Annotated in this window: 19 protein-coding genes; 10 read left to right on the top strand and 9 right to left on the bottom strand. The window is 67.2% G+C overall.

Annotation, left to right across the window (positions count from 1 at the left end):
* Nucleotides 1-14: 14 nt before the first annotated feature.
* Complete coding sequence (locus tag BLS81_RS10025) at nucleotides 15-1,238, top strand: SAM-dependent methyltransferase (protein WP_093223494.1); 1,224 nt, start codon at nucleotides 15-17, stop codon at nucleotides 1,236-1,238.
* A gap of 2 nt (nucleotides 1,239-1,240) precedes the next feature.
* Here BLS81_RS10025 and BLS81_RS10020 read toward each other — a convergent pair whose 3' ends face one another.
* Together BLS81_RS10020 and BLS81_RS10015 are read right to left on the bottom strand one after the other, a co-directional pair.
* The gene (locus BLS81_RS10020) at nucleotides 1,241-2,191 is read right to left on the bottom strand and encodes an aspartyl protease family protein (protein WP_093223492.1); all 951 of its coding nucleotides are present in this window, start codon (nucleotides 2,189-2,191) and stop codon (nucleotides 1,241-1,243) included.
* Nucleotides 2,192-2,439: 248 nt separating this feature from the next.
* A complete protein-coding gene (locus BLS81_RS10015) occupies nucleotides 2,440-4,845 on the bottom strand; it encodes a ligase-associated DNA damage response DEXH box helicase (RefSeq protein ID WP_371128268.1) in 2,406 nt (801 codons plus the stop codon).
* A 140-nt stretch (nucleotides 4,846-4,985) separates the two neighbouring features.
* Here BLS81_RS10015 and BLS81_RS10010 point away from each other — a divergent pair, with 140 nt between their 5' ends.
* Both BLS81_RS10010 and BLS81_RS10005 read left to right on the top strand, forming a co-directional pair.
* A complete protein-coding gene (locus tag BLS81_RS10010; protein ID WP_093223489.1) occupies nucleotides 4,986-5,984 on the top strand; it encodes a ligase-associated DNA damage response exonuclease in 999 nt (332 codons plus the stop codon).
* 112 nt (nucleotides 5,985-6,096) lie between these two features.
* Nucleotides 6,097-6,585 (top strand): hypothetical protein, encoded by a 489-nt coding sequence (locus BLS81_RS10005; RefSeq protein ID WP_093223488.1) that lies wholly within the window; start codon nucleotides 6,097-6,099, stop codon nucleotides 6,583-6,585.
* Between the two features lies 1 nt (nucleotide 6,586).
* On the opposite strand, the gene rpoN is transcribed toward BLS81_RS10005, so the two are convergent.
* The 5 genes from rpoN to BLS81_RS09980 all read right to left on the bottom strand — a co-directional run bounded on the left by rpoN (nucleotide 6,587) and on the right by BLS81_RS09980 (nucleotide 10,868).
* Nucleotides 6,587-8,086, bottom strand: a complete 1,500-nt coding sequence (gene rpoN / locus BLS81_RS10000; RefSeq protein ID WP_093223486.1) for an RNA polymerase factor sigma-54 — start codon at nucleotides 8,084-8,086, stop codon at nucleotides 6,587-6,589.
* Between the two features lie 115 nt (nucleotides 8,087-8,201).
* Complete coding sequence (gene lptB / locus BLS81_RS09995; RefSeq protein WP_176787115.1) at nucleotides 8,202-8,978, bottom strand: LPS export ABC transporter ATP-binding protein; 777 nt, start codon at nucleotides 8,976-8,978, stop codon at nucleotides 8,202-8,204.
* Nucleotides 8,979-9,113: 135 nt separating this feature from the next.
* Nucleotides 9,114-9,596, bottom strand: coding sequence for an LptA/OstA family protein (locus BLS81_RS09990; protein ID WP_093223485.1), 483 nt, complete (start codon nucleotides 9,594-9,596; stop codon nucleotides 9,114-9,116).
* 5 nt (nucleotides 9,597-9,601) lie between these two features.
* The gene (gene lptC / locus BLS81_RS09985) at nucleotides 9,602-10,240 is read right to left on the bottom strand and encodes an LPS export ABC transporter periplasmic protein LptC (RefSeq protein ID WP_093223483.1); all 639 of its coding nucleotides are present in this window, start codon (nucleotides 10,238-10,240) and stop codon (nucleotides 9,602-9,604) included.
* 7 nt (nucleotides 10,241-10,247) lie between these two features.
* Complete coding sequence (locus BLS81_RS09980; protein ID WP_093223482.1) at nucleotides 10,248-10,868, bottom strand: ribonuclease D; 621 nt, start codon at nucleotides 10,866-10,868, stop codon at nucleotides 10,248-10,250.
* A 348-nt stretch (nucleotides 10,869-11,216) separates the two neighbouring features.
* Here BLS81_RS09980 and BLS81_RS21240 point away from each other — a divergent pair, with 348 nt between their 5' ends.
* The 7 genes from BLS81_RS21240 to BLS81_RS09945 all read left to right on the top strand — a co-directional run bounded on the left by BLS81_RS21240 (nucleotide 11,217) and on the right by BLS81_RS09945 (nucleotide 19,081).
* Nucleotides 11,217-12,005 (top strand): cold-shock protein, encoded by a 789-nt coding sequence (locus tag BLS81_RS21240; protein ID WP_093223480.1) that lies wholly within the window; start codon nucleotides 11,217-11,219, stop codon nucleotides 12,003-12,005.
* Nucleotides 12,006-12,119: 114 nt separating this feature from the next.
* Nucleotides 12,120-12,626 (top strand): thioredoxin family protein, encoded by a 507-nt coding sequence (locus BLS81_RS09970; RefSeq protein ID WP_093223479.1) that lies wholly within the window; start codon nucleotides 12,120-12,122, stop codon nucleotides 12,624-12,626.
* A gap of 55 nt (nucleotides 12,627-12,681) precedes the next feature.
* Nucleotides 12,682-13,614 (top strand): thiamine-phosphate kinase, encoded by a 933-nt coding sequence (gene thiL / locus BLS81_RS09965; RefSeq protein WP_093223477.1) that lies wholly within the window; start codon nucleotides 12,682-12,684, stop codon nucleotides 13,612-13,614.
* Nucleotides 13,615-13,719: 105 nt separating this feature from the next.
* Nucleotides 13,720-15,837, top strand: coding sequence for a sodium-translocating pyrophosphatase (locus BLS81_RS09960; RefSeq protein ID WP_093223476.1), 2,118 nt, complete (start codon nucleotides 13,720-13,722; stop codon nucleotides 15,835-15,837).
* 96 nt (nucleotides 15,838-15,933) lie between these two features.
* Nucleotides 15,934-16,938: a fumarylacetoacetate hydrolase family protein gene (locus BLS81_RS09955; RefSeq protein ID WP_093223475.1), complete on the top strand. Its 1,005-nt coding sequence runs from the start codon at nucleotides 15,934-15,936 to the stop codon at nucleotides 16,936-16,938.
* Nucleotides 16,939-16,975: 37 nt separating this feature from the next.
* Complete coding sequence (treF, locus tag BLS81_RS09950; RefSeq protein ID WP_093223473.1) at nucleotides 16,976-18,661, top strand: alpha,alpha-trehalase TreF; 1,686 nt, start codon at nucleotides 16,976-16,978, stop codon at nucleotides 18,659-18,661.
* Nucleotides 18,662-18,766: 105 nt separating this feature from the next.
* Nucleotides 18,767-19,081 carry a DMT family transporter gene (locus tag BLS81_RS09945; protein ID WP_093223472.1) on the top strand — a complete coding sequence of 105 codons (315 nt, stop codon included), beginning with the start codon at nucleotides 18,767-18,769 and terminating at the stop codon, nucleotides 19,079-19,081.
* Between the two features lie 267 nt (nucleotides 19,082-19,348).
* On the opposite strand, the gene BLS81_RS20425 is transcribed toward BLS81_RS09945, so the two are convergent.
* Both BLS81_RS20425 and BLS81_RS09940 read right to left on the bottom strand, forming a co-directional pair.
* Entirely contained in the window at nucleotides 19,349-19,966 is a 618-nt protein-coding gene (locus BLS81_RS20425) for a hypothetical protein (protein WP_176787114.1), read from the bottom strand.
* Between the two features lie 171 nt (nucleotides 19,967-20,137).
* On the bottom strand, nucleotides 20,138-23,416 hold the full coding sequence (locus tag BLS81_RS09940; protein WP_093223470.1) for an error-prone DNA polymerase: 3,279 nt from the start codon (nucleotides 23,414-23,416) through the stop codon (nucleotides 20,138-20,140).

The following is a 23,416-nucleotide window of genomic DNA, read 5'->3' as shown; positions in this document are numbered from 1 at the left end:
TTACGGGGCTGTTCATGGCTTTGATCGATCTCTTCCTCGCCGCGCGGGTCAAGCGCGGCCAGCTCGTCGTCCACCACGCCGACGGCCAGACCAAGACCTTCGGCACGCCGACCCCCGGCTTCCCCGAGGTGACCATCCGCTTCACCGATAAAGGGGCCGCCGCCGCGATCCTGCGCGATCCCGCGCTCGGCGCCGGCGAAGCCTATATGCACGGCCGGCTCGTCGTCGAACGGGGTGACGTGCGCGATCTCGTCAATCTGCTGACCTCCAACGATCCGTGGGAGACGGGCACGAACGCGCTCGCCGCCTCGCCGCAACGCCGCGCGGTTCAGGCGGTGACGCATCGCATCGGCCGGATCAACATGGCCAAGCGCGCCAAGCGCAACGTCGCGCACCATTACGACCTGTCCGACCGGCTCTACGATCTGTTCCTCGATGCCGACCGGCAATATAGCTGCGCCTATTACACCGATCCCGCCAATACGCTCGAACAGGCGCAGGCCGACAAGAAGGCGCATATCGCCGCCAAGCTCGCGCTCCAGCCCGGCATGAAAGTGCTCGACATCGGGTGCGGCTGGGGCGGCATGGCGCTGTATCTGCACGCCAAGACCGGCGCCGAAGTGCTCGGCGTTACCTTGTCGGAGGAGCAACTCAAGGTCGCGCGCCGCCGCGCCGAAGAGGCCGGCGTCGCCGACAAGGTGCGTTTCGAGCTGATCGACTATCGCCACGTCACGGGCACGTTCGACCGGATCGTCTCGGTCGGCATGTTCGAACATGTCGGCCCGGCGCATTACCGCACCTTCTTCCGCCAGTGCCGCGACCTGCTGACCGAGGACGGCGTAATGCTGCTCCACACGATCGGCCGCGCCGGCAAGCCCGGCGTCACCGATAAGTGGACGACCAAATATATCTTCCCCGGCGGTTACAACCCCGCTTTGTCCGAGATCGTCGCCGCCAATGAAGGATCACGCTTCATGCTGACGGACGTCGAGGTGCTGCGGCTGCATTATGGCTTCACGCTCGACGCCTGGTATGATCGCACCGTGGCGGCGCGCGACGCGATCGTCGCCTTGTACGACGAGCCCTTCTACCGAATGTGGCAATTCTATCTCGCCGGAGCGGGCGCGGCTTTCCGGTACGGCGGCCTCGTCAACTACCAGCTCCAGTTCGCGCGCAACCGCCACACGCTGCCGATCACACGCGATTACATGATCGAGGGCGAACGCGCGCTGCGCTGACGTCAGGCGCGTGCGAGGCCGCCCAACGGCACGGTCTTGACGTCGCGCGGCAGCAGCAGGCGCAGTTCGCGGTTGGGGAAGTCGATCGTCACGCGACGGAACAGCCGAAGCGCGTCCATGCCGAGCATCAGCGCGGGTTTGTTGCCCAGGCCGAAGCGCGCGAACGGCGGCGCGTCGGCGAAGGCGACCGGCAAATTGTCGATTGTCGTGCTGCCGATCCGTACCGCCCCGATCTGCCCGTAGTCGGCGAGCAGCGCCACGCCCGTCACCGCCCGCGCCGAAATCGGGCGGAGCGTCGTCCTGCGTCCGATCAGCCGTCGCAGTGCGGGGTTGCCCATCGTGACGTCGGATCCGGTGTCGATCACCACGCGCACGCGACGTTCGCCGAAATAGGCGTCGGTCACGACCAATTGCCCGAACATGTCGCGCGCGCGCACCACCACCTCGCCGGGCGCGGCGTCGGGCGTGTGCCTGCGCTTGGCGGAAGGCGTCACCGTCATCACGTTCCGATCGAAGTCGATGGTGACGGCATGGCCCTGCAGCGTATCGATGCCGAGCATCCCCGCGCCGCCGATGTTGCTCGCCGCGAACGCCGGCGCCTCGATCAGGCTGCCGCTCAAGGTGCTGGCGGGTGGCCCGACGCGAATGCGCGGGATCACGACCGTCGCGACCTGCTCGACGTTCGCCATCGCCGTCACCCGCACGCCGCGCCCGGCGGCGAGGCCGAGCGTCGTCGCGAGCTCGCGCGAGATGACGGTGCGCTCCGCGCCGGTATCGACGACGAAGTGAAACGGCCCGGCGTCGGCGATCTGGACGGGCACGGTCATGCGCTGGTCGGCATCGGCGATGGCGATGCTGTCGGCGGGCGGTGGATTCGAGTCAGCGGCCAGCGGCGCGGCGGTCTGGGCGGAGAGCGCGAGGAGCGGGGCGGCACAGAACAGGGCCGGTTTCATCGCAGGATGGTACGCCCGTTTCGGACCTTCTGCAAGCGAGTCGGCGGCATGCCTGTCGCGCGCGTTCCGTTCGTACTGAGTCTGCCGAAGCACATTTCCCAAGCGCCGGTATTTGGGCCAACGGGAGTCGGGGACGCTGCTATTTCCAATCCGCTCGTGCTGAGCGCAGTCGAAGCACGTGCCAGACACACCGGCCTTCCCGGTTGGGCACGTGCTTCGACTGCGCTCAGCACGAACGGGAAGGTGCGTTAGTCCAAACGCATCGCCTCGCCCGCCAGCGCTTCCGCCTCGATCAGCAGCGCGTCGTCGGCATGGCCCTGCGCGACGCGTTCGCGGCCGATCAGCGTCAGCACCGGCACCGCCAGCGGCGAGACCCGATCCAGATCGACATGCACCATCGTCGCGGCGGCGCGGTCGAGCAAATGCCCGAGTCGCCCGACATCGGTCATCCGCGCGCGCGCATCGTCCCAGGCGGCGCGCAGCAGCAGATGGCCGGGTTCGTATTTGCGCAGCACGTCGTAGATCAGGTCGGTCGAGAAGGTCACCTGCTTGCCGGTCTTGCGCTTGCCGGGATGCTGGCGCTCGACCAGCCCGCCGATCACCGCCACCTCGCGGAACGCGCGCTTGAGCAGCGACGAGCCTTCGACCCATTCGACGAACTCGTCCTCAAGGATGTCGGCCGAGAACAAGGCGCGCGGATCGGTAACGGGTTCGAGCGAATGGCAGGCAAAGGCATAGTCGCTGGCAACGAAGCCCATTGGCTTCAGCCCCAGCGTTTCCATCCGCCGCGTGATGAGCATGCCGAGCGACTGGTGCGCGTTCCAGCCCTCGAAACTGTAGGCGACCATGTAATTGCGCCCCTCGCGCGGGAAGGTCTCGACCAGCAATTGCCCGGGGCTTGGCAGGATCGAGCGGCGTTCCTGCATCTCGAGCCATTCGCGCACGTCGTCGGGGAAGCGGTGCCAGGCGGTTGAATCGGCGAGGAAGCCGCGCACCCGGTCGGCGAGGTTGGTCGAGATCGGCATGCGCGCGCCGCCATAGGTCGGGATTCGCGCCGGCTTGGCGGTGGCGCGGACCAGCAGATCCTCGGTGCTGGTGGCGATCATTTCGAGGCTTAGGCCAGCGAAGAAGAAGGTGTCGCCGGGCGAGAGCGTCGCGGCGAACCCCTCCTCGACCTTGCCAAGCGAGCGGCCGTTCTTGAAGCGCACGGTCAGCATCGTCGCTTCGACGATGATGCCGGCGTTGAGCCGGTGCTGCGTCACGAACTGCGGGTGGCTGACCCGCCACAGCCCGTCCGGTCCCTGCGTCAGCCGTTTGAACTTGTCATAGGCTTTGAGCGCATAGCCGCCGTCGCGGATGAAACCGAGCACCTGATCGAACGTCGCTTTGGTCAGGGCCGAATAGGGCAAGGCCGAACGCAGCTCGTCGAGCATCGCGGCCTGCGAAAACGGCGCGGCACACGCGCAGGCCATGACGTGCTGCGCGAGCACGTCGAGCGCGCCGGGGCGGAAGATGTCGGGATCGAGTTCGCCCGCCTCGACCGCGTCGAGCGCGGCGCGGCCTTCGAGATATTCGAAGCGGTTGCCGGGGACGATCAGCGCCTGCGACGGTTCGTCGAGCCGGTGATTCGAGCGCCCGATCCGCTGGAGCAACCGCGACGAGCCCTTGGGCGCGCCCATCTGGATCACACAATCGACATCACCCCAATCGACGCCGAGATCGAGGCTCGAGGTCGCGACCAGCGCGCGCAGCTTGCCGTCGGCCATCGCGCCTTCCACCTTGCGGCGCGCTTCGAGGCTGAGCGAGCCGTGGTGGACGCCGATCGGCAGGCTCTCGGCATTGACCTTCCACAGATCCTGGAAGATCAACTCGGCGAGGCTGCGCGTGTTGCAAAACACGATCGTGGTGCGATGCGCGGCGATTTCCGCCATCACCTGTTCGGCGGCGTAGCGGCCGGAATGGCCGGCCCAGGGCACCTTGCCCTGCGGCAGCACGATCGCGATGTCGGGCGGCGCGCCGGGTTCGCCGTGTACCAGCGCGACCTGATCGATGTCGCCATCGGGCGCGAGCCAGGCGCGATAGCCTTCGGCATCCGCCACCGTCGCGGACAGCGCGACGCGGCGCAGCGCCGGCGCAATCGCCTGTAGCCGCGCCATGCACAGCGACAACAGATCGCCGCGCTTGCCGGTGGCGAAGGCATGGACCTCATCGACGACGATGGTGCGCAGGGTCTCGAACATCGTGAAGCTGTCGGGATAGGACAGCAGCAGGCTCAGCGATTCGGGGGTGGTGAGCAGGATCTGCGGCGGGCGGATGCGCTGGCGCGCCTTGCGATCGGAGGGCGTGTCGCCGGTGCGAGTCTCGACGCGGATGTCGAGGCCCATCTCTTCGATGGGGTTCAGCAGGTTGCGCTGGACGTCGGTCGCGAGCGCCTTGAGCGGCGAGACGTAGAGCGTGTGGAGGCCCTCGCTCGAGCGCTCGATCAGATCGACCAGCGTCGGCAGGAACCCGGCGAGCGTCTTGCCCGCGCCGGTGGTGGCGACGAGCAACCCGTGGCGACCATCGCGGGCGACGTCGAGCATATCGGTCTGGTGCCGGCGCGGCGCCCAGCCGCGCTCGGCGAACCAGGTGGTGAGGGGTTGGGGAAGGTTCAACGCCAGTCGCCCTCACCCTTCCGTCGCTTCGCTCCTCCTTCCCTCTCCGAATGGGAGAGGGAAGGGGCCCACGTGCCAAAGGCACGTGGGAAGGGTGAGGGTGAGTGGGAACAAAGCCGCATCCCACCCATATAGGCACGATGGCAAAGCTCGGCGACTGGATCGATCCGCAACCGCACGGCATCTTCGTGAAGCCCGCTGGCGTGTGGGTCGATCCGTCGCAGCCGGTCGAGCGCGCGCTGGTCACGCATGGCCATGCCGACCATGCGCGCGGCGGGCACGGCGTGGTGTGGGCGACACCCGAGACGCTCGCGATCATGGACGCGCGCTACGGCGCGCAGACCGCGCATCCGGTCGGCTATGGTGAAGCGATCGCGTTCGGCGACGTCGCCGTGCGGTTCGTGCCGGCGGGGCATGTGCTCGGCTCGGCGCAGATCGTGCTGGAGCATCGCGGCGAGCGCATCATCGTCTCGGGCGATTACAAGCGCCGCGCCGACCCGACCTGCGCGCCGTTCGAGCCCACCAAGTGCGACGTGTTCATCACCGAGGCGACCTTCGGCCTGCCGGTGTTCCGCCATCCCGAGACCGGCGACCAGATCGACAAGCTCACCGCCGCGCTACGCGCCAACCCGACGCGCTGCGTATTGGTCGGCGCCTACGCGCTCGGCAAGGCGCAGCGCGTGATCGCCGAACTGCGCGCGCGCGGTTTCGACGATCCGATCTACCTGCACGGCGCGCTTCAGAAATTGTGCGATCTCTACGTCGCGCACGGCGTCCAGCTCGGCGAGCTTCGCCCCGCCACCGAAGCGAGCAAAGCCGATCTCGCCGGGCGGATCGTGATGGCGCCGCCCTCCGCTCTGGGGGATCGCTGGTCGCGGCGGCTGCCCGATCCGATCACCGCGATGGCGAGCGGCTGGATGCGGGTACGCCAGCGCGCGGTGCAGCGCGGGGTCGAACTGCCGCTGATCCTGTCCGACCATGCCGACTGGGACGAGCTGACCTCGACGCTGCTGGAGATCGCGCCGCAGGAAGTGTGGGTCACGCACGGTCGCGAGGAAGCGCTGGTCCATTGGTGCGCGACTCACCAGATCCGCGCCAAGGCGCTCGCGCTCCACGGCTATGAGGACGAGGACGATTGAGAGGATCGCTCAAGACAATCACCCTCCAAATTATCCTCGCCAAAATTTTCGCGTGGCCTAGCGGCTGTCGGCTGACCTTGGCATAGTTCCTCACATCAGGGGGGACGTGGACATGAAGATTTTGTATGCGGCTGCAACACTCGGGGCCAGCTTCCTGCTCGCGTCAAGCGCTAGCGCGAGCGTCTATTCGGACGACCTTGGCAAGTGCCTCGTCGCCAAAACTTCAGATCAAGATAAGGCAGGGCTAATCCAGTGGATTTTTGCCGCGTTGTCGGCAAGCCCGGCGATTCAAGACATGGCGAAGGTAACGACAGCCCAGCATGACGCCCACGACCGCGCGATGGCTGCCGTGTTCGATCGGCTAATACTCGTTGATTGTCGCCAGCAAAGTGCCGATGCTTTAAAATACGACGGCATCAACGCGGTGCAAGAAGGCTTTAAATTGCTGGGGCAGGTCGCCATGCAGTCGCTCGTTAGCGACGCGACCGTCAGTGATTCAATGGGCCGTTTCACCCAATACATTGACAAGGAAAAGCTGGCCGATTTGATGCAAAGTAGCGGGATCAAGGTCACGGATCAGCCCAGCAAAACCGGCAAGTGACTTAGCTCGTCCCTTCCAGCGCCCGCGCGCGGCGGCGCTGGACGGACGATCCGATCCCGAGCGCCTCGCGGTATTTCGCCACGGTGCGGCGCGCGATGTCGAAACCCTTGGCATTAAGCAGTTCGACCAACGTGTCGTCGGACAGGATCTTGTCGCCCTCACCCGCGATCAGCGCCTTGATCGCGGCCTTCACCGCCTGCGCGGACACCGCCTCGCCGCCGTCGGCCGACTGGATCGCCGAGGTGAAGAAATATTTGAGTTCGAACAGCCCGCGCGCGCAGCTCAGATATTTGTTGCTGGTCACGCGGCTGACGGTCGATTCGTGCATCTCGATCGCGTCGGCGATCTGGCGCAACGTCATCGGCTTGAGATGCGCGACGCCTTTGAGGAAGAACGCCTCCTGCTGCTTCACGATCTCGCTCGCGACCTTGATGATCGTGCGTTGGCGCTGGTCGAGCGCCTTGACCAGCCAGTTGGCGCTGGCGAGCATGTCCGACAGCCACGCCTTCGACGCGCGATCGCCCCGCGCGGCGCTTAGCTCGACATAATAGCTGCGGTTGACGAGCACGCGCGGCAGGGTCGCCGCGTTGATCTCGATCGCCCAGCCCTGCTTGCGCCGTGCGACATACAGGTCCGGCACCACCGCCTGGCTCGGCTCTCCGCCATAACGGCAGCCGGGCTTGGGATCGTAGCCGCGCAGTTCGCGGATCATGTCGGCGAGATCTTCGTCATCGACCTGGCACAACCGCTTCAGCCGGGCGAGATCGCCGCGCGCGACGAGATCGAGATGATCGATCAGCCGCGCCATGCAGGGATCGTAGCGGTCGGCTTCCTTCGCCTGCAAGACGAGGCATTCGGCGAGGTCACGCGCGCCGACACCGGTCGGATCGAACGTCTGGATCGTCGCCAGCACCGCCTCGACCCGCGCGAGCGGCACCCCGAGCCGGTTGGCGATTTCGAGCAGCGACACCGTGAGATAGCCGCATTCGTCGATCTGGTCGATCAGATGCGCGGCGATGAACAGGTCGGCGCCGTCGATGGTCGCGCCCGCTTGCGCGAGCAGATGATCGGCCAGGCTGATGGCGGCACTGGCGAAACCGTCGAGATCGGGCAGGTCTTCGCCGCCCGCACCCGTGCCCGCCCCGTTGAGGCCGAGCGCACCGTCCATCCCGCCCCCGGCCAGATCGGCGGCGCTGTCGTGATGGAAGCTTTCGGTCGCGAAATCGACATCGAGCGACTCGGCCTCGCCGCCGCCGGCGAGCAGTAGCTCATCGGCGCTGGCCGGTTCGTCGCGCTGCGGCGCCTCGGCGTCGCGCTCCTGCGCCGGGCCGTCCTCGTCGGGCGCGCCCGATTCGAGCAGCGGATTCTTCTCGATCTCCTCGGCGATGAACCCTTCGACTTCGAGGTTGGACAGCGCGAGCAGGCGAATCGCCTGCTGGAGCTGCGGCGTCATCACCAGCGATTGCGACTGGCGCAGATCGAGGCGGGGGGCGAGACTCACGGCTTCGTCGCCCCGGTGCAGGCTGGGGCCCCTGCGTGATCTTGCCAGCCGGTTGCCCCAAACCCGGCGGCCCCGGCCTGCGCCGGGGCGACGAGGAAGGAGGCGATCGGCATGGTTACAGCGAGAAGCCCTCGCCGAGATACAGCCGGCGCACGTTGGCGTCGGCGACGAGTTCGGCGGGCGATCCGGTGAACAGCACGCGGCCATCATAGATGATGTACGCGCGATCGACGATTTCGAGCGTCTCGCGGACATTGTGGTCGGTGATGAGCACGCCGATGCCGCGTTGCTTCAATTCGCGGATAAGATCACGGATATCGGCGATCGACAGCGGATCGATGCCCGCGAACGGCTCGTCGAGGAGCATGATCGACGGGTTCGCCGCGAGCGCGCGCGCGATCTCGGCGCGGCGCCGCTCGCCGCCCGACAGCGCCATCGCCGGCGACTCGCGCAGCCGCGTCAGCCCGAACTCGTCGAGCAAAGTGTCGAGCCGCTGCCGACGCTCGGCGGGATCGGCCACGCTCAGCTCGAGCACGGTCATGATGTTCTTCTCGACCGACAGACCGCGAAAGATCGAGGTTTCCTGGGGCAGATAGCCGAGGCCGAGGATGGCGCGGCGATACATCGGCAGCCCGGTGATATCCTCGCCATCCAGCATGATCCGGCCCGAATCGGGCTTCACCAGCCCCATCACCGAATAGAAGCAGGTCGTCTTGCCGGCACCGTTCGGGCCGAGCAACCCGATCGCCTCGCCGCGCCCGACCGTGACCGACACGTCGGTCAGCACCGGCCGTTTATCATAGGATTTTGCGATCGAGACCACCGAGAGGCCGCGCATCACCGGCTGTTCGGTGATCGGCCGGGCGGCTTCGAGAGTGGTGGTATCGCTCATCTCTGGTCCAGTGCTCGCATCATGGCGGTACCGCATCGGGAACGGTGCGGCGCTTGGCAGGCTTCGTGCATATTCATGCCGCATTCGCGCCCGTGAGGAAAGCGGCAGGGCCGATATCGGCGAGAAACCGGCGACTCAGTTGCGCTTCGGCACCGAGAAGGTGCCGGTCACGCGCCCGCCACCAAGCGTCGCATGCGGCTGGGCCTCGGCGAGGTTGAGCGTGAGCCGCTGGCTGTGCGTCACGTTGCCGCCCTGGGTCAGCGTCACGTTGCCCATCATCAGGATCGTGCGCTGGTTGAGATCGTAGATCGCATATTGGCTGCGCGCGGTCTGGTCGGGACGCGTGACGACGACGTTGCCGGCGGCATCGAGCCGCGACACCTGCGGCGAGCCATCGACCACCTGCCCGGTGTAGGCGACGGTCATGCGCGCGGCGGTGAGCGTCATCTCGGCCTGCTTGACCGAGACGTTTCCGGTCAGGATCGCGCGGTTGGCCTTGTCCTGCAATTCGATATGGTCCGCGCCGAAATCGATCGGCGCGTCCGAATTGTGCCGTTGCTGCGCCAGCGCGGGCGTGGCGAGCGTGAGGGCAAGGAGTGAAGACAGGAGCAGGCGCATGCGCGCTACTTCGTCTTTCGCGGAACGATCCGCAAGCGGGCATTGCCATCGAGCCGCACGATATGGTTTTCGAGATCGGCGCTGAGCTGCTTGGCGCTGAACGCGCCCTGCGGCACGGTGCCGGTGACCGCGCCGCCGCTCCGCATCTGGCGGGTCTTGAGGTCGATCGTCGAATTGGTCGTATCGAGCCGGTATCCATCGGCGGCGACGACGTTGACCGGGCCGACCAAGGTCACGCGCTGATTGTCCATATCGTAGCGGCCCTGCGGCGCGACGATTCGCGCCGGCCCGTCGCTCAGTTGCAGCCGCGCGGCGAGCTGGTCGATTCGCACGATCGGTTCGGCCGAACTCTTCTGCACGGCGGAGCCCGCGGTGAGCGTGAACGGCTGGCCCTTGCCGTCGGTGCCGCGATACAGCGCGCTTTGCAGCCGCAGCCGCTCCTTGGCGACCTCGACCTTGTTCTTGTCGAGCAGGAAGCTGACCTCGCCACCCGTCGCCAGCGGCATCATCACGAGGAATGCCGCCAGCACCCCGACCGCGATCGGCAGCACGAAGCGCAGGATCGTGATGAGACGATCGTGGCTGCCGCCCGGCGCTGCCCAGGCCTGGCGCGCGGTTCGCGGGGGGAGAGCGGAAACGGCCATCGACGCCTCAGATATGCGCGAAGATGTCGATCTCGGGCCAGCCGGCGAGATCGAGTTCGGCGCGGGACGGGAGGAAATCGAAACACGCCTGCGCCAGCGCGGTACGGCCCTCACGGGCGAGCCGGCGGTCGAGTTCCTCACGCAGCGCGTGCAGGAAGCGCACGTCGGAGGCGGCGTAATCCTTCTGCGCGTCGCTCAGGACCGGTCCACCCCAGTCCGACGATTGCTGCGCCTTGGAAATGTCCTGGCCGAGCAGTTCGCGCACCAACTCCTTGAGGCCATGACGGTCGGTATAAGTGCGCACCAGCCGCGAGGCGATCTTGGTGCAATAGACCGGCGCCGCCGTCACGCCGAGATAATGGCGGATCGCGGCGAGATCGAAACGTCCGAAATGGTAGAGCTTCACGCGGGCCGGATCGGCGAGCAACGCGCGCAGATTGGGCGCCGCATAGTCGCTGCCAGGCGAGAATCGGACGAGATGCTCGTCCGGGCCACCATCGGAAAGCTGGACCACGCAAAGCCGGTCGCGCGGCGTGATGAGGCCCATTGTCTCGGTATCGACGGCGATGTCGGCACCGGGCGCGAACACGCCTTCGGGCAGGTCTTCTTCGTGGAGATGAACGGTCATCGCCCGGCCCTAGCGGGGATATGCTCGCGCCTCAATGCCCGCCGCACGCCAGGCGGAGTCGCACCGCCGACGCCACGCCCGACATATCCCGTTCGACCGAACCGATCGCCTTGAGCCGTGCGATCGCCGAAAAGACAAAAAGCCCCTCGCTGTGCCGTCCGCGCCACAGTGTTTCAGCCTTCTCGAACACATCATGCCGCAATTTGGACGAATTTGTTCGCAGCGCGGTTTTTTTTAGGGTAGGTAGTGTCGGTGGCGCACTTGGTTGGTGCCCGAAGACCTGCGTTCTCGTCCGACGCACGGTTTTTCAGATGGTGATTTCGGACGAGCCGGGAAGACGAACAGGGCATGAGTTTCGATAAAGGACGCCGCGGAGATCGTGGCGGGCGCGGACGCGATAAGCGCGATGGTTTCGGCGGCGATGATTTCGGCGGCGGCAGCAGCTTTGGCGGCGGCGACCGCTTCGGCGGCGGCGGCGATCGGTTCGGCGGCGGCGGTGATCGCTTCGGCGGTGGCGGCGGTGGCGGCTTCCGCAGCGGCGGTGGCGGCTTCGGCGGCGGTGGTGGCGGCTTCGGCGGCGGTGGTGGCGGTGGCCGCGGCATGCCCCCGCAGGTCGTCGGCGAAGGCACGGGCGTCGTAAAGTTTTTCAACGGCCAGAAGGGCTTCGGCTTCGTCGTGCGCGACGACGGTGGCGAGGATGTGTTCGTTCACATCTCGGCGGTCGAGCAGGCGGGTCTGACCGGCCTGGCGGAAGGCCAGCCGCTCGGTTTCACCCTCGTCGATCGTGGCGGCCGTATCTCGGCGACCGATCTCAAGATCGAAGGCGAGCCCCTCCCCGTCACCGACCGCGGCCCGCCGCGTGATCGGGACGCGGCGCCGGGCGGCGCGCGCGGCGCCGGTGGCCCGCAGCGTCAGTTGACCGGTGAGAAGTCGACTGGAACGGTCAAGTTCTTCAACGCGATGAAGGGCTTCGGCTTCATTCAGCGCGATGACGGCCAGCCCGACGCCTTTGTCCACATCTCGGCGGTGGAGCGCGGCGGCATGTCGACGCTCAACGAGGGCGACCGGCTTGAGTTCGAACTCGAAGTCGATCGTCGCGGCAAGTATGCGGCGGTGAACCTCACCTCGATCGCCTGACCTTTTCGGTTTCGCGATGACAAAGACCCGGCGCGCCTCGCGGCGCGCCGGGTTTTTTGTGGCTTGGCGCGGGCCTTAATTCCGATATGCTGCATGGGATTTCAAGGAATTGCCATGGCCTTTCGCACGCTCATCGCCTCAGCCCTTCTGCTCGCCGGCCCGGCATTCGCCGCGCCGGCACCGCATATGCCGATCACGAGCTTCGAACAGCTCGCCAAGCCGCTGCCGCTCCCGTACGATGAGCAGGCCGACGCCAAGGCCGTCGTCGCCGCTGCCAAAGCGCGCGCCAAGGCCAGCCACAAGCTGCTGCTGATCGACCTCGGCGGCAATTGGTGCCTCGATTGCCGCATTCTCGCCGGGACGATGGACGTGCCGACACTCAAGACATGGCTCGCCCGCCGATATGAGATCGTCGAGGTCGATGTCGGTCGATTCGACAAGAACCTCGACATCCCCGCGCATTATGGGATCACCGAACGCCTCAAGGGTGTGCCGAGCGTGCTGATCGTCGATCCCAGGACGGATGCGTTGCTGAACACCGGCCGCACCGCCGCGCTCGCCGATGCGCGCTCGATGACCCCGCAAGGGCTGGCCGACTGGCTCGCCGGATGGGCGCGATAATCCCGCAGCGTAGAACGGTGCTTCACGCGGTCGTGCGCGCACGGGGCCGGGCGAGATGACGAGCGATCCCGCTGGCGAACGCGGTTTCATCGATGCGTTGCGGGCGATTGCCCGCGATCCGGCGGCACGCCGGCTCACCGACGATGCCGCCGTGCTGCCGATGCCCTCGGCCGAGTCGCTGGTGCTGACCCACGACATGCTGGTCGAGGGTGTTCATTTTCTGCCCACCGATCCGCCTGCGGATGTGGCGTGGAAGCTGCTCGCCGTGAACCTGTCCGATCTCGCCGCCAAGGGCGCAAGCCCGGTCGGCGTGTTGATGGGATACGGGCTGACGGGGGACGCGGCATGGGACGCGGCGTTCGTCGCGGGGCTCGGCGCGGCATTGGCGGCATTCGCCGTCCCCCTGCTCGGCGGCGATACCGTCGCGCAGCCGCCCGGGGACGCGCGCGTGCTCGGCCTGACCGCGCTCGGCGCCGGCGGCTTGGTGGTGCCCGGACGCGGTGGCGCGCAAGCTGGCGACATGCTCTATGTGACCGGCACGATCGGCGATGCCGGCGCCGGACTCGCCATCGCGCGCGGCGAGCCTGGCGCGGCGGCGTTGCTCGCCGCCTATCGCCGCCCGCAACCGCGCCTTGCCGAAGGCCGCGCGCTGGCGTCGCTCGTGCATGCGATGATGGACGTGTCCGACGGCCTGCTGATCGACGCCGAGCGACTCGCGGCGGCGAGCGGGCTGGCGGTGGAGATCGATCTCGCCGCCGTTCCGTTGTCCGACGCGCTGCGCGCGCGCGGGGACGATCGCGGCGCGCGACTCGCCGCCGCGATCGCGGGCGACGATTACGAACTGCTGTTCGCGCTGCCGCCCGGCCCGCCACCACCGGTGGCGGCGACCGCCGTCGGGCGGTTCGCCGCAGGCGCGGGCCTGACGCTGGTCGATGGCGGCGCGACGGTGCCCTTGCCGGCGCGACTGGGGTATCTGCACGGGCGATAGTCCCCGGTTGCCAACGCCCCATACGCCCCTATACCTTGACGGCTTAGAGGACGGAGGCGGCCACGCAGCCGACCATCCGCCCCCGACATTAGGGGAAGGATACGCATGACGATCGTCTATGCTGCCATCATCTGTGGCCTGATCGCCGTCGCTTACGGCGTCCTCACCAGCGCGCAGGTGCTGCGCGCACCGCCCGGCAACGACAAGATGCAGGATATCGCCGCCGCCATTCAGGAGGGCGCGAAAGCCTATCTGGGGCGGCAATATCGCACCATCGCCGTCGTTGGCCTGGTCGTCGCGATCATCCTCGCGGTCTCGCTCGGCATCGTCTCGACGATCGGTTTTCTGATCGGCGCGGTGCTGTCGGGTGTGGCGGGCTATGTCGGTATGAACATCTCGGTGCGCGCGAACGTCCGCACGGCGGAGGCGGCGCGCACCTCGCTGCAAGGTGGCCTTACCCTCGCCTTCCGCTCGGGCGCGGTCACCGGTATGCTGGTGGCCGGGCTCGGACTGCTCGCGATCTCGGGCTTCTTCTGGTATCTCGTCGCGGTCGCGCATCACGCGCCCGCCGACCGCATCATCGTCGAGGCGCTGACCGCGCTGGCGTTCGGCGCGTCGCTGATCTCGATCTTCGCGCGGCTGGGCGGCGGCATCTTCACCAAGGCCGCCGACGTCGGCGCCGATCTGGTCGGCAAGGTCGAGGCGGGCATCCCCGAGGACGATCCGCGCAACCCGGCGGTGATCGCCGATAACGTCGGCGACAATGTCGGCGATTGCGCCGGCATGGCCGCCGATCTGTTCGAAACCTATGTCGTGACGCTGGGCGTGACGATGATCTCGATCGCGCTCGCCTTCCGCAGCGCCGACCGGCTGCTCGAACTGATGACCTTGCCGCTGATCGTCGGCGGAGTGTGCATCGTCACGTCGATTCTCGGCACGTTCGCGGTTCGGCTCGGCAAGGGCACGATCATGGGCGCGCTCTACAAGGGGTTCTGGACCTCGGCGCTGCTGTCGGTACCCGCGATCTATCTCGCGACACGCTGGACGCTCGGCGATCTCGCCGCACCGATCGGCGCGAACGGCTTCCTCGATCCCGATGCGACCGGCGGGGTGACCGGCATGAGCCTGTTCTGGTCGATGATGATCGGCCTCGCCGTCACCGGGCTGCTGGTGTGGATCACCGAATATTACACCGGCACGCAGTATCGCCCGGTGCGCAGCATCGCCAAGGCGTCCGAAACCGGCCACGGCACCAACGTCATCCAGGGGCTCGCCGTCAGCCTCGAATCGACCGCGATGCCGACGATCGTGATCGTCGTCGCGGTGATCGCCGCCTATCAGCTCGCCGGGGTGATCGGCATCGCCTTCGCGGCGACCGCAATGCTCGCGCAGGCCGGGATGGTGGTGGCGCTCGACGCTTATGGCCCGGTCACCGACAATGCCGGCGGCATTGCCGAAATGGCGGGGCTGCCCGACGACGTGCGTCAGCGCACCGATGCGCTCGATGCGGTCGGCAACACCACCAAGGCGGTGACCAAGGGCTATGCGATCGGCTCGGCCGCGCTCGCCGCGCTCGTGCTGTTCGGCGCCTATACGAATGATCTGCGCGAGTATTTCACCGGGCTTACCGTCGATTTCACCTTGTCCAACCCGTATGTGATCGTCGGACTGCTGCTCGGTGCGCTGCTGCCGTATCTTTTCGGCGCGATGGGGATGACCGCAGTCGGCCGCGCGGCGGGCGCGGTGGTCGAGGAGGTGCGCGAACAGTTCCGCACCAACGCGGGCATCATGGCCGGGACGAGCCGCCCCAATTACGCGCGCACCGTCGATCTCGTCACCCGCGCCGCGATCCGCGAGATGATCGTGCCTTCGCTGCTGCCGGTGCTCAGCCCGATCGCGGTCTATTTCCTCGTCACGCTGGTCGCCGGGCAAGCGTCCGGCTTCGCCGCGCTCGGCGCCATGCTGCTCGGGGTGATCGTCTCGGGGCTGTTCGTCGCGATCTCGATGACGAGCGGCGGCGGCGCGTGGGACAACGCCAAGAAGTTCATCGAGGACGGCAACCACGGCGGCAAGGGCAGCGAGGCGCACAAGGCGGCGGTGACCGGCGACACGGTCGGCGATCCGTACAAGGACACCGCCGGCCCCGCGGTCAACCCGATGATCAAGATCACCAACATCGTCGCGCTGCTGCTGCTCGCCGCGCTGGCGGGGGGTGTCGCGTAACACCAGCCGTTCGGAAGTACGGCATGACTCAAGCCGGCTCGACACCCACGCCGGGCGGGCTATGCTCATCGCCCGAAAACAGACAGGAGAGCGCGCATGAAATTGGCCAGCCTCAAAGGGGGCCGCGACGGCCGCCTCGTCGTCGTCTCGAGCGATCTCGCCTGGTGCGCCGATGCCGGCCATATCGTGCCGACGCTGCAAGCGGCGCTCGACGATTGGGAGCGGTTTCTGCCCGACCTGCAGAACCTCGCCACCGATCTCGACCATGAGATGATCCCGATGCGGCGCTTCCACGAACATGCCGCCGCCGCCCCCCTGCCCCGCGCCTATCAGTGGGCCGATGGTTCGGCCTATGTGAACCATGTCGCGCTGGTGCGGCGCGCGCGCGGCGCCGAGCTGCCCGAGAGCTTTTGGCACGATCCGTTGCTGTATCAGGGCGGCTCGGACGGCTTCCTCGCGCCGCGTGACCCGATCCCGCTCGCCGACGAAAGCTGGGATTGCGATCTCGAAGCCGAAGTGGTGGTGGTGACGGGCGACGTAGCCGCGGGCGCGAGCCGCGAGGAGGCGCTGGCGAGCATCCGGCTGGTCGGCCTCGCCAACGATGTGTCGCTGCGGGCGCTGATTCCCGGTGAACTCGCCAAGGGCTTCGGCTTCTTTCAGTCCAAGCCGGCGAGCGCACTGTCGCCGGTGTTCGTCACCCCGGACTCGCTCGGCGACTGGTGGCGGGAGGGCAAATTGCACCGCAAGCTCAACGTCGATCTGAACGGCGCGCCGCTCGGCCGGGTCGAAGCCGGCGAGGACATGACCTTCGATTTCGGCACGCTGATCGCGCATGCCGCCAGGACGCGCGCGCTCGGGGCGGGGACGATCATCGGCTCGGGCACGGTCTCGAACCGCGATGCCGGGGGTGGACCGGGCGCACCGGTCGCCGAGGGCGGTGTCGGCTATGCCTGCATCGCCGAGCAGCGCAGCGTCGAGACGATCTTGAGCGGCGCGGCGACCACGCCGTTCCTCAAGCGCGGCGACACGGTCCGCATCTGGGCCGAAGATGACCGTCACCACCCGATCTTCGGCGTGATAGAGCAGACCGTCGGCGGCTGAGGCGGCCAAACTTCGGAAGGGGAAATCGTTGCAGGTGATGAAGGCGATCTGGGCGGCGGCGTTGCTGGCGCTGGTGGGCGGCTCGGTCGCGGATGCCGCCGCGCCGCAACGGGCGGCCACGCACAAGACGGTTAAGTCGAAGGTTGCGAAAAAGCATCGCAGGGCGCGCCGCCCGCGCCACCATGTCGCGCCACCGGCCGAAGCGGCGCCCGAAGTCGCATCGTGCATCCCCCCTGCGACACCTGTCGCGGGCGCGGTGCCCACCCCTCTCGATCTCTACGGCCCGATCTTCACCAGCGTGCAGCAGGCGCGGCTATTTCCCGACAGCAAGAGTTTCGCCGACGCGACCCCGCTGCGCGCCCACCCCGCGATCGTCGCCGATTGGTGCGCGACCCACCCCGAGACGCCCGATCAACTCCACGCCTTCGTCCAGCGCAACTTCTCGGTGCCGATGGTCGCGCCGGCCCCCGCCGCGAACGCGGCGCGCCCGCCGGTGCAGGATCATATCGCCGCGCTGTGGCCGCATCTCACGCGCCCGCCCGTGGTGGCGACGCCGGGCGGATCGGCACTCGCGCTGCCTGAGCCTTATGTCGTTCCCGGCGGGCGGTTCCGCGAAATGTATTATTGGGACAGCTATTTCACCATGCTCGGGCTCAAGGCCGACGGGCGCGGCGATCTGGTCGAGTCGATGCTCGCCGACTTCGTGTCGCTGGTCGAGCGCTACGGGCATGTCCCCAACGGCACGCGCACCTATTATGTCGAGCGCTCGCAGCCGCCGATGCTGTATCTGATGATCGGCCTGTCGGACGCGAATGATCCCGCGCTGGAGGCGCGGCGGCTGGCGGCGCTCAGGCGCGAGCATGATTTCTGGATGCAGCCCGAGCGCGTCGTGACCATGCCCGACGGCAGCACGCTCAACCGCTATTACAGCCATGCCGACCGCCCGCGCGAGGAATCGTGGCGCGAGGACGTCGCGCTCCAGGCCCGGACCAAGCGCGACGCCGGACCGCTCTACCGCGACCTGCGCGCGGCGGCGGAAAGCGGCTGGGATTTCAGCTCGCGCTGGTTCGCCGACGGCAAGACGCTCGCGACCATCGACACTACCAATGTCGTGCCGGTCGATCTCAACAGCCTGCTCTACGGCATGGAAAACGCGATCGCCGAGCAATGCCGCGCCGCCGCCGACGCGGCGTGCGCGACCCGCTATGACGCGCTCGCGGCTGCGCGCAAGAAGGCGGTCGAGACCTGGCTGTGGGACGACAAGGGCGGCCGCTACGGCGACTGGGACATCGCCAGGAAAGCGCTGCGGCGCGGCCTGACCGCCGCGACCGCCTATCCGCTGTTCACCGGGCTTGCCGCTTCCGACCGGGCCGACCTGGTGGCGGCGACGATCGCCGATTCGCTGGTCGCGCCGGGCGGGCTTCGCACCACGCTCGCGCGCACGGGCGAGCAATGGGATACGCCCAACGGCTGGCCGCCGCTGCAGTGGATCGCGATCGAGGGGCTGAACCGCACCGGGCACGAGGCCGCCGCGCGCGAACTCGCGCAACGCTTCCTCGCCACCGTGCTCCACGAATATCGCGCGAGCGGGCGGATGCTCGAGAAATACGATGTCGAGCAGGCGCGCCCCGGCGGCGGCGGCGAATATCCGCTCCAGGACGGGTTCGGCTGGACCAACGGCGTGGTGCGCGCGCTGATCGCCCGCTACGGCAAAGCGCAATGATTGCTTCCCGGAAGCGCGCCGCCTAAGAGCCGGGGACGGGGCCACGCCCTCGACCCGCACGGGGGATCAGTCCGGGACGGCCCGGCCTTCGACATAGGAGGGCCGATGCCCTGGATCGCACTCACCATCGCCGGACTGCTCGAAATCGTCTGGGCCTATTTCATGAAGCAATCGGCCGGATTCACCCGGCCGGGGCCGGCGATCATAACCGTGGTCGCGATGATCGCGAGCTTCAGCCTGCTCGGCTATGCGATGCGCAGCCTGCCGCTGGGCAGCGCCTATATGATCTGGACCGGCATCGGCGCGCTTGGCTCGTTCGTGCTCGGCATCGCGCTGCTCGGGGAGGCGGCGACGCCGGGGCGGCTGATCGGCGCGGCGCTGCTGCTGGCGGGATTGCTGATCCTGAAGATGGCGTCCTGAGCGGCGAAACCTCGCTAACGTGAGCCACCCGAGGCACGGTGCGGGGGGTGTGACTTTTGTTTGTGCCCTACGGACGGCCGCGCGCGCGATGCGAAGGCGGACCGATTCGGTTGGGCTGACACTGTCAAAGAGCGTGACGGGCAGGATGCCGGAAACGGCGAGTGTAGGACAGGTTGTGTTTGCCGAAGGGCAAAAGGTGGTGGGGAAGCGGACGCTCCCCTCTGCTACTCGCGTTGGATACGACGACCTATGACAACGTGAGCGCAGTCAACCGCCTGCGGCCTTGTGCGTAGGCTCCATGCGCATCCAATCGTCACCTGCCGGAAGATCCTCAACAGGTGCAAAGCGGCGCATGGCGCGTAAGATTACAGCTTTCAACGCTTTATAGTGCGGGCTACAGTTACCAATACCCGAGGTGACGCGACTACCTCTCACCCGCTCAAATCCGGCCGGAATGCCGTCCAAGCACATATCAGCGTCACCGGGCCATCCATCGGTCCGACGATCTACATCTGCAACAAGCGTTCGGTAGGCCGAAGCAGGCATCCGAAATTCACGCCGGTGCGTCGCAGCACCCTTCACCCCAATACTCGTAACAATGAGGACGCCGACCGCTTGTTGGGCGTTCCTCGGCAGAAAGACGGCCAGTGCATAATTGTTCATGCCGAAGGATGGCAGTGCTACGAACCGCAGCCCATCGCCGTTAAGTCCGCTCAGTGGCGGCAACGCGGCCAGCGAACGGAGAGCACTTTGCCGAACAAATTGATCGTCGCTTGCAAGCAGAGCGGTCTCGTGTGTGCGGCTCTCCTCTTTCGCTTGAGCATACATGTCCCGCCGATCAAGCCACTGCTTGACTGCGAAGAAAGCCAAGAGCGTTAACTGCACGGCGATCAAGACGGTCGTGACGTAGCCGACTCGGCGAAGCCAAACTAACCAGCGTGGTGCCTTGTGCTCACCGGGGCCAGTGTCTCTCATATTAAGAGGTTGGCATTTGCCTTGAACGTCCGCAAGTGGGGCGATAACCGACATCGCCTTCCCGGCATGCACCGCCTCCCTTCAATGAAAGTCATGGCTTTTCACCGGGATCACCGCCGCCGTCTCGCGATAGTGCCAGTCGATCCGTCCGGGGCGCCACTGCGGATCGCGCGGATCGATCGTGCCGCCGTGGGTGGCGCCGTCGCCGGGCATGGTGAGGCGCGGCAGGTCGATCTCGCCGACTTGGCCGAGCAGCGCGGTCAGATCGACGATGCGGTCTGCGACGACGTGGATCACCAGCCCTTCCTTCTGGACGCGGCCGACGATCGACACCATCGTCGCGGTCATCACCGTGCGCCGCTGCGCCTCGAACCGGTCGGGCCACAAGATGCCATTGGCGATGCCGGTCTCATCCTCGACAGTGATGAACAGCACGCCCTTGGCGCTGCCCGGCCGCTGCCGCACGAGGATGATCCCCGCCACCTCGACGCGCGCGCCATCCTTGATGTGCTGGAGATCGCCGCAGGCGCGGATGCCGCGCCGGGTGAGCTCGCCGCGCAGGAAGGTGAGCGGATGCGCGCGCAGCGAGAGTTGCGTCGCGCGGTAATCCTCGACCACCTCGCGTCCGGCGGTGAGCGGGACCAATGCGACCGGCGGCTCGGCGCCGGACACACGCGCATCGGCGGCGGCGAACAGTGGCAGCGGCTTGGCGCCCAGCCCGCGCACCGCCCACAGCGCCTGGCGCCGGTCCAGCCCGAGCGCGTGGAACGCATCCGCGCGCGCGAGTTTCTCCAGCGCCAGCGTCGAGATGCCGGTGCGGCGCCACAGATCCTCGACCGAGGCGAACGGCGCAGCGGCGCGCGCCATCAGGATCTTGCCGACATCCGCGCCGGACAGGCCGGAAACGATGCGCAGCCCGAGGCGAAGCGGCGCCAGGGCGGACCTCGCACCCGCGCGCGGCGGGCCCAGCACCGTATCCCAATCACTCGCGTTGACGCACGGCGGGAGCACCGTGACGCCGTGTTCGCGCGCGTCGCGGACGATCTGCGCGGGCGCGTAGAACCCCATCGGCTGCGCGTTGAGCAGCGCGGCGCAGAACACATCCGGGTGATGATGCTTCATCCAGCACGACGCATAGGCGATCTTGGCGAAGCTCGCCGCGTGGCTTTCGGGGAAGCCATAGCTGCCGAACCCCTCGATCTGTTTGACCAGCCGCTCGGCGAAATCCTGCGCGATGCCGTTGGCGCGCATGCCGCCGACGAGCTTCTCGTTGAACTTGCCGACCCCGCCGGTCATCTTGAACGTCGCCATCGCGCGGCGGAGCTGATCGGCCTCGGCAGGGGTGAAGCCGGCACCAACGATCGCGACCTGCATCGCCTGTTCCTGGAACAGCGGCACGCCGAGCGTCTTTTCCAGCACCGCCTTCAATGCCGCGTTGGGATAGGTGACCGCCTCCTTGCCTTCGCGGCGCTTCAGATACGGGTGCACCATATCGCCCTGGATCGGCCCCGGCCGCACGATCGCGACTTCGATGACGAGATCGTAGAATTCCGTCGGCTTCATCCGCGGCAGCATCGACATTTGCGCGCGGCTCTCGATCTGGAACACGCCGAGCGTATCGGCACGCTGGATCATCACATAGGTGCCGGGATCGTCGGTCTGCAGCGCGTCCGACGCCATGCCGAGATCGAGGCCCTTGTGCTCGCGGAGCAGATCGAAGCACCGCCGCATGCACCCGAGCATGCCGAGGCCGAGAATATCGACCTTCATGAAGCCAAGTTCCTCGATATCCCCTTTCTCCCACTCGATCACGCGCCGCTTGGCCATCGCGGCGGGCTCGATCGGCACGAGGTCGTCGAGCCGGTCGCGCGTCAGGACGAAGCCGCCGGGATGCTGTGACAAATGGCGCGGCGTGCCGATCAATTGCGCGGCGAGGCTGATCGCCAGCGCGAGCCGTGGCTCGCTTTTATCGAGGTTGAGCGCCTCGACATGCGCGTCGGGCACGCCCTCGCTCGACCAACCCCAGATCTGGCTCGCGAGCCCGGCGGTCATGTCCTCGGGCAGAGCGAGCGCCTTGCCGACCTCCCGGATGCTGCCGCGTGAACGGAAACGGCTGACGACCGCGGTCAGCGCGGCATGGTCATGGCCGTAGGTACCGTATATCCATTGGATCACCTCCTCACGCCGTTCATGCTCGAAATCGACGTCGATATCGGGTGGTTCGTGGCGGTCCTTGTTGATGAAACGCTCGAACAGCAATTTGCGTTCGATCGGGTCGATCGAGGTGATGCCGAGCACGTAGCAGATCACCGAATTCGCCGCCGAGCCGCGCCCTTGGCACAGGATATTCTGACTGCGCGCATACGCCATGATCGAATTGACCGTGAGGAAATAGGGCGCGTAGCCCATCTCGCCGACCAGCCCGAGTTCGTGTTCGAGCATCGCGGCATACGCCGGAGGCGGATTTCCTTCGAACTGGCGCGCCAACGCCGTGCGCGCGAGATGTTCGAGTGCGGTCTGGGGCGTGCGCCCGCTGAGCACGATCTCATCGGGATATTGGTAATCGAGATCGCGCGGAGAGAAGGTGCAGCGCTCGACGATCGCTTCGGCGGCGGCGAGCGCCTGCGGATGGTGGCGAAAGCGGCGCGCCATCTCCCGCGGGAGTTTCAGGTGCCGGTCGGCGCTGCGTTCGCGGCGGAAGCCGAGTTCGTCGATCGTGCATTTCTCGCGGATCGCGGTGACGACATCCTGCAACATGCGGCGTTCGGGAATGTCGTATAGCACATCGCCGGTGACGACCGGCGACAGGCCGAAGCGGCGCGCGCTGTCGGCAAGCGCGTGCAAGCGCCGTGCCTCGCCGGGGCGGCGGTGTTGCGTCAGGCATAGATGGCCGACGCTGCGACCGAAGATGTCCGCCATCCAGCGCAGGTGGTGCGGATCGCCGGTATCGGCGAGGCCGGGGACAAGCGCGGCGACCAGCCCCTCCGCATGCGCCGCCACGTCTTCCCAATGCAGGAAGCACCGGCCCTTCTCGCCTTTATGCGCGACGGCGCGCCCCTTGCCGAGCGTCAGCAGGCGGGTGAGCCGGCTCCATGCCGCGCGATCTTCGGGCCAGACCAGCAGCGATGCGCCATCGACCAGATCGAGCCGGCAGCCGGCCACGAGGCGGATCGGCACCCCGTGCGCGGTGAGTTCCTCGGCGGCGACCAGCCCACGCACGATGCCGGCGACCGAATTGCGATCGACGATGCCGAGCGCGGGAATGCCGAGCGCGGCGGCGGCTTTGAACAGCTCCTCGGGCGAGGACGCCCCGCGCAGGAACGAATAATGCGTCGTCACCTGGAGTTCGGAGTAGGTCAT

Origin of the sequence: Sphingomonas sp. NFR15 (genome assembly GCF_900103265.1) — a bacterium.
GTDB lineage: Bacteria > Pseudomonadota > Alphaproteobacteria > Sphingomonadales > Sphingomonadaceae > Sphingomonas > Sphingomonas pollutisoli.
This window is presented reverse-complemented; position numbering and strand designations above follow the sequence as displayed.

What these genes read in the sequence shown, in the direction of transcription:
- BLS81_RS10025 (WP_093223494.1), top strand. Translation starts at nt 15, where the DNA reads ATGGCTTTGATCGATCTCTTCCTCGCCGCGCGGGTCAAGCGCGGCCAG.
- BLS81_RS10020 (WP_093223492.1), bottom strand. Translation starts at nt 2,191, where the DNA reads ATGAAACCGGCCCTGTTCTGTGCCGCCCCGCTCCTCGCGCTCTCCGCC.
- BLS81_RS10010 (WP_093223489.1), top strand. Translation starts at nt 4,986, where the DNA reads ATGGCAAAGCTCGGCGACTGGATCGATCCGCAACCGCACGGCATCTTC.
- BLS81_RS10005 (WP_093223488.1), top strand. Translation starts at nt 6,097, where the DNA reads ATGAAGATTTTGTATGCGGCTGCAACACTCGGGGCCAGCTTCCTGCTC.
- lptB (WP_176787115.1), bottom strand. Translation starts at nt 8,978, where the DNA reads ATGAGCGATACCACCACTCTCGAAGCCGCCCGGCCGATCACCGAACAG.
- BLS81_RS09990 (WP_093223485.1), bottom strand. Translation starts at nt 9,596, where the DNA reads ATGCGCCTGCTCCTGTCTTCACTCCTTGCCCTCACGCTCGCCACGCCC.
- lptC (WP_093223483.1), bottom strand. Translation starts at nt 10,240, where the DNA reads ATGGCCGTTTCCGCTCTCCCCCCGCGAACCGCGCGCCAGGCCTGGGCA.
- BLS81_RS09980 (WP_093223482.1), bottom strand. Translation starts at nt 10,868, where the DNA reads ATGACCGTTCATCTCCACGAAGAAGACCTGCCCGAAGGCGTGTTCGCG.
- BLS81_RS21240 (WP_093223480.1), top strand. Translation starts at nt 11,217, where the DNA reads ATGAGTTTCGATAAAGGACGCCGCGGAGATCGTGGCGGGCGCGGACGC.
- BLS81_RS09970 (WP_093223479.1), top strand. Translation starts at nt 12,120, where the DNA reads ATGGCCTTTCGCACGCTCATCGCCTCAGCCCTTCTGCTCGCCGGCCCG.
- thiL (WP_093223477.1), top strand. Translation starts at nt 12,682, where the DNA reads ATGACGAGCGATCCCGCTGGCGAACGCGGTTTCATCGATGCGTTGCGG.
- BLS81_RS09960 (WP_093223476.1), top strand. Translation starts at nt 13,720, where the DNA reads ATGACGATCGTCTATGCTGCCATCATCTGTGGCCTGATCGCCGTCGCT.
- BLS81_RS09955 (WP_093223475.1), top strand. Translation starts at nt 15,934, where the DNA reads ATGAAATTGGCCAGCCTCAAAGGGGGCCGCGACGGCCGCCTCGTCGTC.
- treF (WP_093223473.1), top strand. Translation starts at nt 16,976, where the DNA reads ATGAAGGCGATCTGGGCGGCGGCGTTGCTGGCGCTGGTGGGCGGCTCG.
- BLS81_RS09945 (WP_093223472.1), top strand. Translation starts at nt 18,767, where the DNA reads ATGCCCTGGATCGCACTCACCATCGCCGGACTGCTCGAAATCGTCTGG.
- BLS81_RS09940 (WP_093223470.1), bottom strand. Translation starts at nt 23,416, where the DNA reads ATGACCTACTCCGAACTCCAGGTGACGACGCATTATTCGTTCCTGCGC.